General features: G+C 53.1%; 14 protein-coding genes. 4 read left to right on the plus strand and 10 right to left on the minus strand.

Annotated features, from left to right (window positions below):
* The first annotated feature begins 176 nt into the window (after positions 1 to 176).
* The 4 genes from dusA to ACNQ6O_RS09000 all read left to right on the plus strand — a co-directional run bounded on the left by dusA (position 177) and on the right by ACNQ6O_RS09000 (position 4,238).
* Positions 177 to 1,199, plus strand: a complete 1,023-nt coding sequence (gene dusA, locus ACNQ6O_RS08985; protein WP_418052890.1) for a tRNA dihydrouridine(20/20a) synthase DusA — start codon at positions 177 to 179, stop codon at positions 1,197 to 1,199.
* A 119-nt stretch (positions 1,200 to 1,318) separates the two neighbouring features.
* A complete protein-coding gene (gene tal / locus ACNQ6O_RS08990) occupies positions 1,319 to 2,284 on the plus strand; it encodes a transaldolase (protein WP_418052891.1) in 966 nt (321 codons plus the stop codon).
* A 56-nt stretch (positions 2,285 to 2,340) separates the two neighbouring features.
* Positions 2,341 to 3,468: a 3-deoxy-7-phosphoheptulonate synthase gene (locus tag ACNQ6O_RS08995; RefSeq protein ID WP_418052892.1), complete on the plus strand. Its 1,128-nt coding sequence runs from the start codon at positions 2,341 to 2,343 to the stop codon at positions 3,466 to 3,468.
* The gene (locus tag ACNQ6O_RS09000) at positions 3,465 to 4,238 is read left to right on the plus strand and encodes a glycerophosphodiester phosphodiesterase (RefSeq protein ID WP_418052893.1); all 774 of its coding nucleotides are present in this window, start codon (positions 3,465 to 3,467) and stop codon (positions 4,236 to 4,238) included. Before ACNQ6O_RS08995 ends, ACNQ6O_RS09000 begins: the two co-directional genes overlap by 4 nt.
* Before the next feature lie 25 nt (positions 4,239 to 4,263).
* Here ACNQ6O_RS09000 and sthA read toward each other — a convergent pair whose 3' ends face one another.
* The 10 genes from sthA to ACNQ6O_RS09050 form a co-directional block, all read right to left on the minus strand.
* Complete coding sequence (sthA, locus tag ACNQ6O_RS09005; protein WP_418052894.1) at positions 4,264 to 5,655, minus strand: Si-specific NAD(P)(+) transhydrogenase; 1,392 nt, start codon at positions 5,653 to 5,655, stop codon at positions 4,264 to 4,266.
* 71 nt (positions 5,656 to 5,726) lie between these two features.
* Positions 5,727 to 5,969 carry a (Na+)-NQR maturation NqrM gene (gene nqrM / locus ACNQ6O_RS09010; protein WP_418052895.1) on the minus strand — a complete coding sequence of 81 codons (243 nt, stop codon included), beginning with the start codon at positions 5,967 to 5,969 and terminating at the stop codon, positions 5,727 to 5,729.
* An 11-nt stretch (positions 5,970 to 5,980) separates the two neighbouring features.
* Positions 5,981 to 7,030 carry an FAD:protein FMN transferase gene (locus ACNQ6O_RS09015; RefSeq protein WP_418052896.1) on the minus strand — a complete coding sequence of 350 codons (1,050 nt, stop codon included), beginning with the start codon at positions 7,028 to 7,030 and terminating at the stop codon, positions 5,981 to 5,983.
* A gap of 9 nt (positions 7,031 to 7,039) precedes the next feature.
* Positions 7,040 to 8,266: an NADH:ubiquinone reductase (Na(+)-transporting) subunit F gene (nqrF, locus tag ACNQ6O_RS09020; protein WP_418052897.1), complete on the minus strand. Its 1,227-nt coding sequence runs from the start codon at positions 8,264 to 8,266 to the stop codon at positions 7,040 to 7,042.
* Positions 8,267 to 8,303: 37 nt separating this feature from the next.
* Positions 8,304 to 8,912, minus strand: a complete 609-nt coding sequence (gene nqrE / locus ACNQ6O_RS09025) for an NADH:ubiquinone reductase (Na(+)-transporting) subunit E (protein WP_133005927.1) — start codon at positions 8,910 to 8,912, stop codon at positions 8,304 to 8,306.
* Positions 8,912 to 9,577: an NADH:ubiquinone reductase (Na(+)-transporting) subunit D gene (locus ACNQ6O_RS09030; protein WP_418052898.1), complete on the minus strand. Its 666-nt coding sequence runs from the start codon at positions 9,575 to 9,577 to the stop codon at positions 8,912 to 8,914. Before ACNQ6O_RS09030 ends, nqrE begins: the two co-directional genes overlap by 1 nt.
* Positions 9,578 to 9,579: 2 nt before the next feature.
* Positions 9,580 to 10,383, minus strand: coding sequence for a Na(+)-translocating NADH-quinone reductase subunit C (locus ACNQ6O_RS09035; protein WP_418052899.1), 804 nt, complete (start codon positions 10,381 to 10,383; stop codon positions 9,580 to 9,582).
* A complete protein-coding gene (locus ACNQ6O_RS09040; protein ID WP_418052900.1) occupies positions 10,376 to 11,584 on the minus strand; it encodes an NADH:ubiquinone reductase (Na(+)-transporting) subunit B in 1,209 nt (402 codons plus the stop codon). Before ACNQ6O_RS09040 ends, ACNQ6O_RS09035 begins: the two co-directional genes overlap by 8 nt.
* A gap of 4 nt (positions 11,585 to 11,588) precedes the next feature.
* On the minus strand, positions 11,589 to 12,935 hold the full coding sequence (locus tag ACNQ6O_RS09045) for a Na(+)-translocating NADH-quinone reductase subunit A (protein WP_418052901.1): 1,347 nt from the start codon (positions 12,933 to 12,935) through the stop codon (positions 11,589 to 11,591).
* A gap of 228 nt (positions 12,936 to 13,163) precedes the next feature.
* The gene (locus tag ACNQ6O_RS09050) at positions 13,164 to 14,567 is read right to left on the minus strand and encodes a glyceraldehyde-3-phosphate dehydrogenase (RefSeq protein WP_418053367.1); all 1,404 of its coding nucleotides are present in this window, start codon (positions 14,565 to 14,567) and stop codon (positions 13,164 to 13,166) included.
* Positions 14,568 to 14,780 lie beyond the last annotated feature (213 nt).

Raw genomic sequence — 14,780 nt, forward strand, 5'->3', positions numbered from 1 at the left:
TTCGATGGATTCACTATAATTACTGGGTCTGCGCAATGAAAACGGAACGTTTTGACCGTAATGTTCAATAAAATTGAAGCATCTTCGGAAGCACTACGGCTAAGGACATCCCCTCAATCAATCGATCCGTTTTCCTGATAGAATTGGCGCCTCAAACGGGCAAACCTGAGCAATTAATGATCGATCAAACATCTCCCGAAAACACTGGGCTTGAGCCATCCCGACGCTTCTCCATTGCACCGATGATGGATTGGACCACGCCTCATTTCCGCTATTTGGCGCGTATTCTCAGTCGTCGTGCCCTGCTCTATACGGAAATGGTGACGACTGGTGCCTTGATTCATGGCGATACCCAGCGTTTTCTTCGGCATGACCCATCCGAATATCCCCTGGCCCTGCAGCTGGGCGGCAGCAATCCCGGTGAACTGGCTCAGTGTGCGAAGCTCGCTCAGGAGTTTGGCTTTAGCGAAGTCAATCTGAACGTGGGCTGCCCGAGCGATCGGGTTCAGAACAACATGATAGGCGCTTGCCTGATGGGTCACCCCGATAAAGTGGCCGAAGGTGTGGCCGCGATGAAAGAGGCCACCGACCTGCCGGTGACCGTAAAGCATCGAATTGGCATCAATGGCCGGGAGTCGTGGGAAGAGCTGTGCGAATTTATCGAGAAGGTTTCAGCCGCCGGCTGCAACACGTTCATTGCACACGCCCGGATAGCCATTCTCGAGGGGCTTAGCCCGAAGGAAAACCGCGACATCCCGCCGCTGAAGTATGACTGGGTCTACCGTCTGAAGCAGACATATCCCGATTTGGAAATCATCATTAACGGTGGCATCAAAACCATTGAAGAATGCCACGATCACCTTCGCCACACCGATGGCGTCATGTTGGGCCGAGAGGCTTACCACAACCCGTGGTTGCTAACCGAAGTAGACCCCGAATTCTTCGGCGAGGCTGCACCAGTCGGCAGCCGCCACGAGGCACTTCGGGCGATGTTCCCGTTCATTCAGAAAGAGCTGGATCGGGGCGTTTACCTCACCCACATTACCCGCCACATCATGGGGCTATTTTTAGGTATGCCGGGCGGTCGGCAATTCCGGCGCCATCTGAGCGAGAATGCCAACAAGCCAGGCTCCGGCCTGGAAGTGATTGAGCAGGCGCTCGCAAAAGTGCGCGAGCCAGAAGCCGTAATGGAAAACTGACGGCCCACCAGCCATTAGTTGTCTTGTTCCTGTTGTAAGCTGCCGTTATTGTAGACGTTACGAAGGTGTTCCGGAGCAGAACACCTCAATAACAACTATCAATCTGGACGACAGCACGAATGACAAACAAGCTAGACCAACTGAAAACCATGACAACGGTGGTTGCAGACACCGGCGACTTGGACGCCATTGCCCAATGGCGGCCGGAAGACGCAACCACCAATCCGTCTTTACTGCTGAAGGCAGCGACTTCAGAAGCGTATCGCCCAATGCTGGACAGCGCCATCATGATGGCCAGTCGGCAAGGTGGCTCTTCTGCCGATCAACTGACGCTGGCAACCGATATGTTGGCGGTGCTGGCAGGCAAAGAAATCCTGAACCTTATCCCGGGCGTGGTCTCCACCGAAGTGGATGCTCGCCTATCCTTTGATACCTCGGCCACCCTCAAACGCGCACGCCGGATCATCGAGCTTTACGATCAGCAAGGTGTCGATACCAGCCGCGTTCTGATCAAGATCGCCGCTACCTGGGAAGGCATTCTGGCGGCCGAGCAGCTTGAGAAAGAAGGCATTCGCTGCAACCTGACGCTGCTTTTCTCTTTTGTTCAGGCCGTGGCCTGTGCTCAAGCCGGTGCGCACCTGATTTCCCCGTTTGTGGGCCGAATTCTTGACTGGCATCTGGCCAATTCTGGCCGCGATAGCTACCCGCCCGCGGAAGATCCCGGCGTACAATCCGTTGCACGGATCTATAATTACTACAAAGCCCACGGCTTCAACACCGTGGTGATGGGCGCAAGCTTCCGAAACACCGGAGAGATCGAAATGCTGGCTGGCTGTGATCGCCTGACGATCAGCCCCGCCCTGCTGCAGCAGCTTCAGGACGACAACGGGCAGTTAACACGCAAGCTGATCGCTGAATCGGCTACCAGCAGCGACGTTATCGGCCCGATTGATGAAAAACTCTTCCGCTGGGAATCCAACGAAGATGCCATGGCAACCGAGAAACTTGCCGACGGTATTCGCCGATTCTCAGCCGACCAGATTGAATTGGAAAACCAGGTTCGCCAGCAGGCCAACGCTGCGTAATGTGCAGCACGGCCATGCAGCGGCAGTGATCGCCCGTTAGATCGAGGATCTTCAGCATGTTAGCCATTCTTCACCCCAATACTGAACTGAATAGCGAAGCCTACCGCCAGACAATGCACTACCTGGAAAACTTACCCGGAGTGAGTCTGCGGGTACACGAAGTTCAAGGTGCGAGTCAGCGGCTGACCGAAATCTACCTGCTGGGCGACACCAAACCTCTGGATAAAGACGAGATTGAGGCTTTACCTGCCGTTGAGAGAGCCATCCGTATTTCCGAAGACTACCGAATTCTGGGGCGTCACAAAGACGACAACCGCCAAAGCGGGTTCCGCTACAACGGTGTCGACTTTACCCAGAACAATCTGAACGTCTTTGCTGGTTTGTGCGCGGTGGATGTGCCTGAACACGTTGAGATCATGATGAAGGCGCTGGAAGAGAACGGTCAGATTTGCACGCGCATGGGGGCTTACAAACCCCGAACCAACCCCTACTCGTTTCAAGGGCACGGACAAGGTTGTTTGCCCTGGGTGTTCGAGAAAGCCGGCAAGCATGGCATCAAAGTGGTGGCGATGGAGATCACCCATGAAAGCCACATTGAAGAAATTGATACCTGCCTGGAAAAACTGGGCCGGCCAACGGGCGTCATGCTGCAGGTGGGCACCCGCAACACCCAGAACTTTGAATTGCTGAAAGCCATTGGTCGCCAGAGCACTTACCCGGTGTTACTGAAACGGGGCTTCGGCATAACTCTGAATGAATCGTTGAATGCGGCCGAATACTTGGCCAGCGAAGGCAACGCAAACGTGATCTTCTGTCTGCGCGGAATGAAAACCGAAGCCGGCCAGCCGCACCGTAATATGGTCGACTTTGCCCATGTACCTGCGGTAAAACGCCTGACCCGCATGCCGGTATGCGTTGACCCGTCCCATTCCGTAGGCACCCGACAACATTCACCGGATGGCATTCTCGACGTGATGCACGCCACCGCTCAAGGCGTTATCGCCGGCGCCAACATGGTACTGGTAGACTTCCACCCGAAACCTGAGAAAGCCTTGGTAGACGGCCCTCAGGCCCTTCTCATGAACGAATTGCCGGCTTACCTGGAAGATATCCAGTTATGTCACGACACCTGGAAAAAGCGCCAGGCCATATACAAACGATTAAAGGATAACGCTACAGAATGATCATTTATGGTCACCGCGGGGCCAAAGGTGAGGCCCCTGAGAATACCCTTCCCGGGTTTGTTCATGCCTACCGGCATGGAGTGCGCCATTTCGAGCTTGATTTGGTGCTATCTAAAGATGGCACACCGGTATTGGTACATGATCTGACCGTTGACCGAACCACGGGTGAAAAAGGCAGCATCAGCAAATACACAGCCGAACAGCTCAACCAGATGGATGCCAGGCGCAACGCCAGCTCATGGCCACGACCAACCGGTATCCCAGCCCTTGAAACGTTGCTGGACACCTTTCCCGACCTTGAGCACTTGCAGCTGGAGGTAAAGAAAGACAATCGCTACCGGCTTAATATCCTGTGCAACCGGCTGACCGAAATTATCCAGCGTCGAAACCTTTATCAAACCGCTGCGATCACTTCCACGGACCCTTGGTTTCTGCGCGAAATCCGCCGCCGTGACAAGAATATTCGCCTTGGACTTGTAGCCGAGAGAAAGTTTCCAAACCCGCTGCGCCTCGCAACGTCACTGGGCTGCGAATACTTCTGCGCGAACTGGAAAATCCTCAGCAAGGATCTGATTGAAGTGGCACATAAGCGCAACATGCATGTTTCCGCCTGGACGGTAAACCGCATTCACGACATGCTCAGAATGGAAGAGATGGGCATGGACAGCATCATCACAGACTACCCGACCAGCACCCGAATGTACTTCGACAATCGTGCTAAATCGTTAGTGACCTTGCCTGTCAAAGAAACCGAGCAGTCAGACTCATAGCTGACCGCCCGGTGCCTGGCCTGAATCAGAAGATCCGGTTCAGGCCGTTCAGTGCAGCTACCCGGTAGGCTTCCGCCATGGTTGGGTAGTTAAAGGTGGTGTTAATGAAGTAGTTCAGGGAGTTCGCCTCCCCTTCCTGATTCATGATGGCCTGGCCGATGTGTACGATCTCAGCCGCTTGGTCACCAAAGCAGTGGATACCCAAAATTTCCCGCGTTTCCCTGTGGAACAACAGCTTTAGCATGCCCACGGCTTCGCCGGTAATCTGTGCACGAGCCAGGTCCTTGAAAAATGCCTGCCCCACATCGTACGGCACTTTCGCTTCGGTCAACTCGCGCTCGGTTTTACCAACAGAGCTGATTTCGGGGATGGTGTAAATGCCGGTCGGCACATCATCCACGAAGCGGAAGTACTCATCCTGCACAACGTCAGAAGACGCTGAACGCCCCTGATCGTAGGCCGCACTCGCGAGGCTTGGCCAGCCAATCACATCACCCACCGCGTAGATATGCTCTACTTCCGTGCGGTAATGATCGTCTACCGACAACTGGCCACGACTATTCGGCTCAAGACCCACTTTGTCGAGCCCCAGGTTATCGGTATTGCCACTGCGGCCATTACACCACAGGAAGGCATCGGCCCGGATTTTCTTACCGGACTGAAGCGTGACTACCACGCCGTGATCATCCCCTTTGACGGTTTCATACTGCTCATTGTGGCGCACCAGCACACCGTTGTTTCTCAGGTGGTAGCTGAGCGCGTCTGAGATCTCGTCATCCAGGAACGACAGCAGCCGACTGCCCGGGTTGATCAGGTCTACCTTCACCCCTAGACCGGCAAAGATTGACGCGTATTCAGATCCGATCACGCCTGCGCCGTAGATGATCAAGGTGCGCGGGGTATGAGACAGATTCAGAATCGAGTCGGAGTTGTAAATCCGGTGGTGACGGAAATCCACATCGGGCGGCAGATAAGGGCGCGAACCGGTCGCAATAATCGCCTGTTTGAAGTGGATGATCTCTACCGATTTGTGGCCACGAATTTCCAGACGATTCTTATCCAGAAACGCAGCACGACCGTTAATCAGGTCAACCCGGTTTCGGGAGTAAAACTGCGTGCGTAACTTGACCTGCTTACCAATGACCTTCTGTGCACTTTGCAGAACACGCGGGAACGAGAACCAGCGAGGTTCACCGATGTCCCGGAACATCTGGTTCGTGTTGAAGGTAATGATCTGCTTAACAGAATGACGCAGCGCCTTGGAGGGAATGGTTCCCCAGTGGGTACAGTTACCCCCTACCGTGGCCTTATCTTCAATGATCGCAACGCGCTTATTGTGCTTCGCTGCGTTCATTGCCGCCCCCTCACCTGACGGGCCGGCGCCGATAACAACAACGTCGTAATGATGTTCTGCCATGCGCGCAGTATCTCCTTATCTACGTCTCGTGAGCGTAGCTTTAATTATTGAGTGTGTGTGATCACTTGCAGTTACTTTTCGATCTTACTGGCATCGTAAGCCAGATCTTCTGCTTTCGCCGGTTCTGCAGAGTCAGAGCGACTCTCTTCGCACTTCTGGGTGTTACCACCACAAATATCACAGGATGAACTGATGCCTAGCGCACCAATGCCACCGCAAGTGCCACTGATCGGCTTACGTCCGAAAATAACGCCAACGGACATCCCCACCATCAGCAAAACCACAATCGCCAAAACTAACAAAAAGGTACTCATACCTGCCCCCTTTACTGGACAACGTAAGACGAAAACGCCGGCGTGCTATGCACGTTAAATCCAGCCTCACCCCTTACAATAAAATACGCTGGAATATTTTCTCGGGTAGCCAGAGTCATTGCCCGCTCAAACCCCATGACCGTAAACGCAGTTGCCAGTGCATCAGCCGTCATACAGTCATCCGAGATGACCGTCACCGATGCTAACCGATGTTCAATCGGCCTTCCGGTATCTGGATCAATTGTATGGGAATATCGCTGACCTTCCGATTCGTAGTAGTTCCGATAGTCACCAGAGGTGGCCATGGACATCTCATCGAGTGCGACCACTTTGTTTACCTGTCGGGACTGCTCTGAAGGGGTTTCGATAGCCAGCCGCCATACATCGCCATCCGGCTTGTGGCCACGGGTACGAACCTCTCCGCCTATCTCCACAAGGTACGCCTGAACATTTTGGCTGTCGAGGTAACGGGCGACCACATCCACCCCATAACCTTTGGCAATACCGGACAAGTCTATGTACTGGGGTTGCTCGCTACGAATGGCCAAAGTATTTGGGTCTAGCTCCAAAAACTCCCATCCGGTTACTTTCAACAGGCTCGCCAGCTCCTCGTCAGAGGGGCTACGCTCAGGCCGTGCATCCGGACCGAACCCCCATAGATTGACCACCGGCCCAATGGTGATATCAAAAGCCCCACTAGTCTGTGCGGAGATTTCCTGAGCGCGATGAATCACTTCGAACAGCGGAGCCGACAGCGTCGTCCAGCCGGTCTGATCCTGTTGACGGTTCAGCCTGGAGAGTTCAGAACTCTGTTTCCACGTCGACATTGCGTTATCGACTTGTTCCAGCTCAGCTTGGATACCTTGCGCCAGCATCTTCAGCTTTGCTTCGTCCTCCGGCAATACGACATTAATGTGATAGGTCGTCCCGAAGATCCCACCGGAGATCTCCCAAACTTTTTCTTCTTCCTGAAACGAGCAACCCGCCAGGGCGGCCACAACCAGCGCCATAATGACGCTGGTCATAACCACCCTGACGGGTCCATACATGCGGGATGTCATTTGAGCTAATTAACCTCCAAAGTCATCCAGCATGATGTTTTCGTCTTCTACACCAAGGTCTTTCAACATCTTGATGACAGACGCGTTCATGATTGGGGGTCCACACATGTAGAACTCACAATCTTCAGGCGCCGGATGGTCCTTCAGATAGTTCTCGTACAACACGTTATGGATAAAGCCGGTCGGGCCATCCCAATTGTCTGTTGGCAGTGCGTCAGACAGTGCAACGTGCCACTCGAAGTTTTCGTTCTCTTCGGCCAGGCCGTCAAAGTCTTCAACGTAGAACATCTCGCGAACACTTCGTGCACCGTACCAGAAGCTGATCTTACGCTTCGAGTTCAGGCGCTTGAGCTGGTCAAAGATATGGGAACGCATAGGCGCCATACCTGCACCACCACCGACGAATACCATTTCAGCGTCGGTCTTCTTGGCGAAGAACTCACCGAACGGCCCCATCACAGTGACCTTATCACCCGGCTTCAGGTTGAACACGTAGCTCGACATGATGCCTGGCGGATGGTCGCTGCCCGGAGGCGGAGTAGCGATACGGATGTTGAACTTAAGAAGACCCTTTTCTTCCGGGTAGTTCGCCATGGAATAGGCCCGGATGGTTTCTTCTTTGTTGATCGCCTTGTAGCGCCAGATGTCGTGCTTGTCCCAGTCTTCGTGGAACTCTTCTTCGATATCGAAATCCTTGAAATCGATTTCGTAAGGATCACACTCCAACTGAACATAACCACCGGCACGGAAGTCGACTTCCTCGCCTTCTGGAAGCTTCAGGACCAGTTCTTTGATGAAAGTGGCCACGTTGTGGTTAGAAATGACTTCGCATTCCCACTTCTTCACGCCAAAGAATTCTTCTGGCACTTCAATCTTCATGTCCTGCTTCACAGGAACCTGACACGACAAACGCCAGCCTTCTTTCTCTTCACGGTTAGTGAAGTGTGTCTTTTCAGTCGGCAGCATCGCGCCACCGCCGTCCAGAACTTTACACTTACACTGGGCGCAGGTACCGCCGCCGCCACAAGCAGAAGACAGGAAAATACCGCTGTTGGCCAAGGTGCCCAGAAGCTTTCCGCCGGCTTCCGTTTTCACGGTATGGTCCGGGTCGTCATTGATTTCGATGGTCACATCACCGGTGCTTACCAGTTTGGATCTCGCCGCGAGGATGACCGCAACGAGCGCCAGAACGATAACGGTGAACATGACCACGCCGAGTATTATTTCTGTATACATGGTCTCGCCTTTTCGTTAAACCGAATCACCGGGTGAATTACAGGGAAATCCCTGAAAAGGACATGAAGCCAAGGGACATCAAACCAACAGTAATGAAGGTGATTCCCAAGCCACGCAGGCCTTCCGGAACATCGCTGTACTTGAGCTTTTCACGGATACCAGCCAGAGCAATGATCGCCAAAGCCCAGCCAACACCAGCACCAAAGCCATAAACCACACTTTCACTGAAGGTGTAGTCACGCTCTACCATGAACAGTGCCGCACCCATGATGGCGCAGTTCACCGTGATCAGAGGCAGAAACACACCCAGTGCGGAGTAAAGTGCCGGGATGTACTTGTCCAGAATCATTTCCATGATCTGAACGATGGCAGCGATAACACCAATGTAGGTGATCAAGCCCAGAAAGCTCAGATCCACTTCTGGCAAGCCTGCCCACGCCAAGGCTCCTTCACGAAGGATGTTGTTGTAGATCAGGTTGTTAACCGGAACGGTCAGAGTTAGTACCACAACAACAGCGATACCTAGGCCGGTCGCGGCCTCAACTTTCTTGGAGATGGCCAGGAATGTACACATACCCAAGAAGAACGCGAGCGCCATGTTCTCAATGAAAATCGCCTTGAGAAGCAGGCTGATATAGTGCTCCATCAGAACGCCTCCTTATGGGTGTGACGGGACATCTTGTAGTCCGGCTCTTCAACCTGCGCTGGCATCCAGGTACGCAGACCCCAGATCGCCAGACCGATGATGAAGAACGCACTCGGTGGCAACAGCAGCAGACCGTTTGTGATGTACCAGCCGCCTTCGTTCACCGGAGTCAGCAGAGTCACACCGAACAAAGAACCGGCGCCCAGCAACTCACGGAAGAAGGCTACGAACAACAGCATGACCGAGTAGCCAAGACCGTTACCGATACCGTCTACGAAGCTCAACCAAGGGCCATTCTTCATGGCAAAACCTTCAGCACGGCCCATAACGATACAGTTGGTAATGATCAGACCAACGAATACGGATAGCTGTTTACTGATCTCGTAGGCATAGGCCTTAAGGATCTGGTCTACCACGATTACCAGCGAGGCAATGATGGTCATCTGTACGATGATCCGGATGCTTCCCGGAATCTGAGTACGCACCAGAGATACAGCCAGGTTTGAAAACGCGGTAACCGCGATAACCGACAAGCACATAACGATGGTGACGCTCATGCTCGTGGTTACTGCGAGCGCTGAACAAATACCAAGGATCTGCAGCCCGATCGGGTTGTTACTGAATATCGGTTCGAAAAGAACCTGTTTGGCGTTTACTTCAGCCATGATCAGACCTCCCCTTCACGAAGTTTCTTGAGGAACGGCGCGTAGCCACGGTCGCCCATCCAGTAGTTAACCAGTTGCTCTACACCACGGCTGGTCAGTGTTGCACCAGAAAGAGCGTCGATCTTGTGCTCTTTGTTCTTGGCGTCAGCACTTACACCGCCTTTGACCAGCTGGATCTGAGGCTCAGAAACATCTTCGCCGTACAGTTCCTTGCCCACCCACTGCTGCTTCCAGCGAGGGTTGTCCACTTCACCACCCAGACCTGGGGTTTCAGCGTGGGCGTAAAAGCCAAGACCTTCAATAGTGTTCAAGTCACCTTCCAGAGACACGAAGCCGTACAACGTCGACCAAAGGCCGTAACCGTGTACCGGCAACACCACTCGAACCAGCTCTCCGTTTTCGCTCAAGGTATATACCTTAGCAACGTTCGGGCGGCGCTTGATGCCAGCCTTGTCTTCGGAGGATGGAATGTTGGTGCTCTGTTTCGGGTCAGAGGCGGCCTTGTACATGTCGTACTTCATAGGGTCTTCTACACCAACGGCAGAAGGCTCTACAAAATCACCGGTATCAAGATCGACTAGGCGAACGTCGAACAGTTCAAAGCGTTCCTCAATCTGGTCAGCACTTGCGCCGGTTTCCAGCATGCCTGCGGCGGCCAGAATGTTGGACTTAATATCCAAGTTCTGGTTCTTGATCTGTGCAGGACGGAGCGATACCGCAGCGGTGGAAACCACAACGGAGAACACGATACTCAGGACCGCAGCAACGATGAGGGTTCTGGAGACAGTTTCTTTAGCTTTAGCCACGAGCGAGCCTCCGTTTGATGTTAGCTTGAACCACGTAATGATCCATCAACGGAGCAAACAGGTTAGCAAACAGAATCGCCAACATGATGCCTTCCGGGAACGCAGGGTTAACTACGCGGATGAGGACAGTCATTACACCCACCAAAATGCCGAAGCACCAGCGGCCAGTATTGGTCATAGAAGCCGAAACCGGATCGGTTGCCATGAACATCATGCCGAAGGCAAAGCCACCCATAACTAGGTGCCAGTGCGGCGGTACGGCAAACATGTTATTGGTTTCAGAACCAACCAGGTTCAGCAGCAGAGACATAGCGATCATGCCGATCAGCACGCCACCAACAATACGGTAGCTGGCGATGCGCATGGCAATCAGAGCAAGACCACCAATCATCACAGCAATTGTAGAAGTCTCACCCATCGAACCTTGAATGGTTCCCAGGAAAGCGTTCATCCACCCGATCTGCTGATTCAACACTTCCACACCTTCACTGGCAGCAACGCTCAGAGCAGTCGCACCACTGAACCCGTCAACAGCCGTCCATACGGTGTCGCCAGAGATCTGGGCCGGATAAGCAAAGTACAGGAACGCACGACCCGTCAGCGCGGGGTTCAGGAAGTTTTTGCCAGTACCGCCAAACACTTCTTTACCAATCACAACACCGAAGGTGATACCCAGAGCCACCTGCCAAAGAGGGATAGATGGCGGGCAAATCAATGCAAACAGGATAGAGGTTACGAAGAAGCCTTCGTTTACTTCGTGACGACGCACGGTTGCAAACAGAACTTCCCAGAAACCACCCACAACGAAGGTCACCGCGTATACCGGAATGAAGTAAGCCATGCCGTATACGAAGTTGTCCCACAGGCCAGCTCCAGCGCCTGTAACAGCGAGAGCTTGAATAAATGCGGTACGCAGACCACCGTCACCCACTAGGGCGTCCGGGTTAGCGGCCAGGAAATTGTTGGCTTGGTAGCCAATATTCCACATACCGAAGAACATCGCCGGGAACGCACACAACCACACAGTGATCATGATGCGCTTAAGATCAACGCCGTCACGAACGTGTGAAGTTGTCTTGGTTACCGATCCGGGCGTGTAAAAAATAGTATCAGCGGCTTCGTACAGCGCATACCAGCGCTCCCACTTGCCACCTTTTTCAAAGTGATGCTCGATACCATCGAGATACTGTCTGATAGACATCTTGTTAGCCCTCGATCTCGATTCGGGTCAGGTTCTCACGGAGAATCGGACCGTATTCATATTTACCCGGGCACACGAAGGTGCACAGCGCGAGATCTTCTTCATCCAGTTCCAGAGCGCCCAGTTTCTGAGCCACTTCGGTATCACCAACAATCAGCGAACGCAGCAGCTGGGTTGGCAAAATATCCAAAGGCATAACCTTCTCGTAGGCACCGACTGGCACCATCGCCCGCTCACTACCATTAGTAGTGGTGGTGAAGTCGAAACGTTTGCCGCCCATCAACTTGGACACATAGATATTCAGTACGGAGAACTTATTGGCACCTGGCGTCAGCCAGCCCATGAAGTGGCGCTTGAAACCTTCTTCCAGGACAGACACCTGATTAGCAAATCGGCCCAGGTAGGCACATGGGCCATCACCACGGCGACCGCCAAATACGGAACCGGAAATGGCACGAATCTCACAGTCAGTTGCCACTTCGCCATCCAAAAGCTCGGTCAAGCTGGCACCCAAACGGGTACGAACAAGGCGAGGTTTCAGTGCTTTCGGGCCACCGATAGCCACAATGCGCTCAACCGGCACTTCACCGGTTTCGAACAACTTGGCGATGTCGATCACGTCTTGATAGTTGATCGACCATACGGTCTTGTTGGCCGAAACAGGGTCTAGGTAGTGGATGTGGGTACCCACATTACCGGCAGGATGCACACCGTCAAACTGATGCACTTCAATGTTGTCAGCTCTGGGCACAGAGACGTTAGCCCCCGGCTTACCAGCAACAAACACCTTGCCGTTAGTGAGACGGGAGATAATGGTCAGCCCTTTCTCAAAAGCCTGACTGTTCTCACCGATGATCACTGCAGGGTCCGCCGCTAGCGGATTAGTGTCCATCACCGACACAAAGATCGAGTTCGGAGTAGAGTCGATAGTAGGAACTTTGCTGTAGGGGCGAGTGCGGAACGCTGTCCACAGGCCGGATTCAACAAGGTTGTCGACTACTTGCTGGCGTTCCAGGCCGGCGAGATCCGAGTCGTTGTAGCGGGCGTAGCTTTCTGCCTCGTCACCATCGATTTCGATGACAACAGACTGAAATACTCGACGCTCACCGCGATTAACTTCTTTCACGACACCGGCAGCCGGTGAAGTGTAACGAACGCCTTCGGTCTTCTTATCCGTGAACAGCAGCGTACCGCGCTTAACACGGTCCCCTTCTTTCACAGCCATTGTCGGCTTCATGCCGTGATAGTCAAAGCCAACGAGCGCCACGTGGCGAATCGGCTTGCCATCGGTAATGGTCTGTTCGGGAGCGCCGCTGATGGGAAGATCCAGGCCTTTTTTGATCTTGATCATTAGCCTCATCCAGTCATCAGAAACTATTCTGTGGATTCTTAAACGTCCCACTCCCGTTCAACGTACCGCGGAGCAAGACACACCCAAAATCGCGCCAATTATAGAGATTAAGGAAACCTATTTCCACCGGTAACCCAAATGCTTTTGGTGCCATAAAACACGAAAAACCCCGGCAACTCTCGCTACCGGGGCTGTATCTTTCCGTCTCAACCGAGAGCGCCTACGACATTAGTCGCGTGTGCGCTTCGGGAAGATCGGATAATCAACGCCAGCCATCTGGTTAACGCAACGGATAACCTGCGCACTGTAGCCAAATTCGTTGTCGTACCACACATACAGAATCAGGCGCTTGCCGTTCGCGATGGTCGCTTGAGCATCGACCACACCCGCGTGGCGTGAGCCTACGAAGTCGGTAGAAACCACTTCCGGCGAGTTCACAAAGTCGATCTGCTTTTGCAGCTCGGAGTGCAGCGCCATTTCCCGCAGGTATTCGTTAACCTTTTCCACGTCTACATCGGTTTTCAGGTTCAGATTAAGAATAGCCATTGATACGTTCGGGGTCGGAACACGGATCGCATTACCGCTCAATTTACCCTTCAACTCAGGCAGCGCCTTCGCAACAGCTTTAGCAGCACCGGTCTCGGTGATAACCATGTTCAATGCAGCACTGCGACCACGACGACTACCCTTGTGGTAGTTGTCGATCAGGTTCTGGTCGTTGGTGTAAGAGTGAACAGTTTCTACGTGACCGTCTTCAATACCGAATTCGTCGTTGATCGCCTTCAACACAGGGGTGATGGCGTTAGTAGTACAAGAAGCGGCAGACAGAATCTTGTCTTCTTCGGTGATCCAATCGTTGTTGATACCGTAAACGATGTTCTTGATATCACCCTTACCCGGTGCAGTCAGAATTACCCGACTCACACCTTTGGACTTCAGGTGCAGACCAAGGCCGGCTTCATCACGCCAGATACCGGTGTTATCCACAACGATGGCGTTGTCGATACCGTATTCGGTGTAATCCACCTGATCCGGACCACTAGAGTAGATTACTTTGATGAAGTTGCCGTTAGCGATCAAAGCAGAGTTTTCTTCGTCAACGGTGATTGAACCATTGAAAGGCCCATGCACAGAGTCACGACGCAGCAAGCTGGCGCGCTTTTCAAGGTCGTTCTCGGCACCACCCTGACGCACTACAATAGCGCGCAGACGCAGATTGTTACCGCCACCTGCTTTTTCGATCAGAATGCGGGCCAGAAGACGACCGATACGACCGAAACCATAAAGAACCACGTCTTTGGTGTCGTTGTTGGCGTCTTGCTCGGACTGAGCCTCGTACTCGCCAACAATCGAGCCGATCTCACGCTTCAAGAACTCAACAAGATCACCGCCTTCTTCTTTGAACTTGACCGCAAGCTTACCGATATCAACGTGAGCGCGACCCAGATTCAGCTTATCCATCTCTTGCAGAATCGGCATGGTGTCGTGCACAGACAGCTCGCTATCTTCAACCTGGCGAACGAAACGGTGAGCCCGCAGGATATCGATCACAGACTGATTGATGATCGAACGACCGTAAACAGATGTTACTACATTGTTTTTACGGTAAAGACGGCCGATCAGCGGAATCATAGCTTCCGCGGTGGACTCTCGCTCAGTCCAGTTGGACAGATGCTCATTGATCTTGTCGTGACTCACGGTTGAAACCTCGTTTAGCACAGGGGAGTATTTTTGAGGCGCACATTATCCAACTTAACGAGCCTGACGGCAAATTGCTTTGTGTAACCCATTTGCAAGCGGTAACCATGACACTGAAATCCCTGAGCGATAGAATGATGCGCTTCC

The organism is Marinobacter sp. SBS5, from assembly GCF_048285575.1.
Lineage (GTDB): Bacteria > Pseudomonadota > Gammaproteobacteria > Pseudomonadales > Oleiphilaceae > Marinobacter.

Excerpts from the sequence above, each read along its gene's own strand:
- dusA (WP_418052890.1), top strand. The coding sequence starts at position 177 with ATGATCGATCAAACATCTCCCGAAAACACTGGGCTTGAGCCATCCCGA.
- tal (WP_418052891.1), top strand. The coding sequence starts at position 1,319 with ATGACAAACAAGCTAGACCAACTGAAAACCATGACAACGGTGGTTGCA.
- ACNQ6O_RS08995 (WP_418052892.1), top strand. The coding sequence starts at position 2,341 with ATGTTAGCCATTCTTCACCCCAATACTGAACTGAATAGCGAAGCCTAC.
- ACNQ6O_RS09000 (WP_418052893.1), top strand. The coding sequence starts at position 3,465 with ATGATCATTTATGGTCACCGCGGGGCCAAAGGTGAGGCCCCTGAGAAT.
- sthA (WP_418052894.1), bottom strand. The coding sequence starts at position 5,655 with ATGGCAGAACATCATTACGACGTTGTTGTTATCGGCGCCGGCCCGTCA.
- nqrM (WP_418052895.1), bottom strand. The coding sequence starts at position 5,969 with ATGAGTACCTTTTTGTTAGTTTTGGCGATTGTGGTTTTGCTGATGGTG.
- ACNQ6O_RS09015 (WP_418052896.1), bottom strand. The coding sequence starts at position 7,030 with ATGACATCCCGCATGTATGGACCCGTCAGGGTGGTTATGACCAGCGTC.
- nqrF (WP_418052897.1), bottom strand. The coding sequence starts at position 8,266 with ATGTATACAGAAATAATACTCGGCGTGGTCATGTTCACCGTTATCGTT.
- nqrE (WP_133005927.1), bottom strand. The coding sequence starts at position 8,912 with ATGGAGCACTATATCAGCCTGCTTCTCAAGGCGATTTTCATTGAGAAC.
- ACNQ6O_RS09030 (WP_418052898.1), bottom strand. The coding sequence starts at position 9,577 with ATGGCTGAAGTAAACGCCAAACAGGTTCTTTTCGAACCGATATTCAGT.
- ACNQ6O_RS09040 (WP_418052900.1), bottom strand. The coding sequence starts at position 11,584 with ATGTCTATCAGACAGTATCTCGATGGTATCGAGCATCACTTTGAAAAA.
- ACNQ6O_RS09045 (WP_418052901.1), bottom strand. The coding sequence starts at position 12,935 with ATGATCAAGATCAAAAAAGGCCTGGATCTTCCCATCAGCGGCGCTCCC.
- ACNQ6O_RS09050 (WP_418053367.1), bottom strand. The coding sequence starts at position 14,567 with ATGATTCCGCTGATCGGCCGTCTTTACCGTAAAAACAATGTAGTAACA.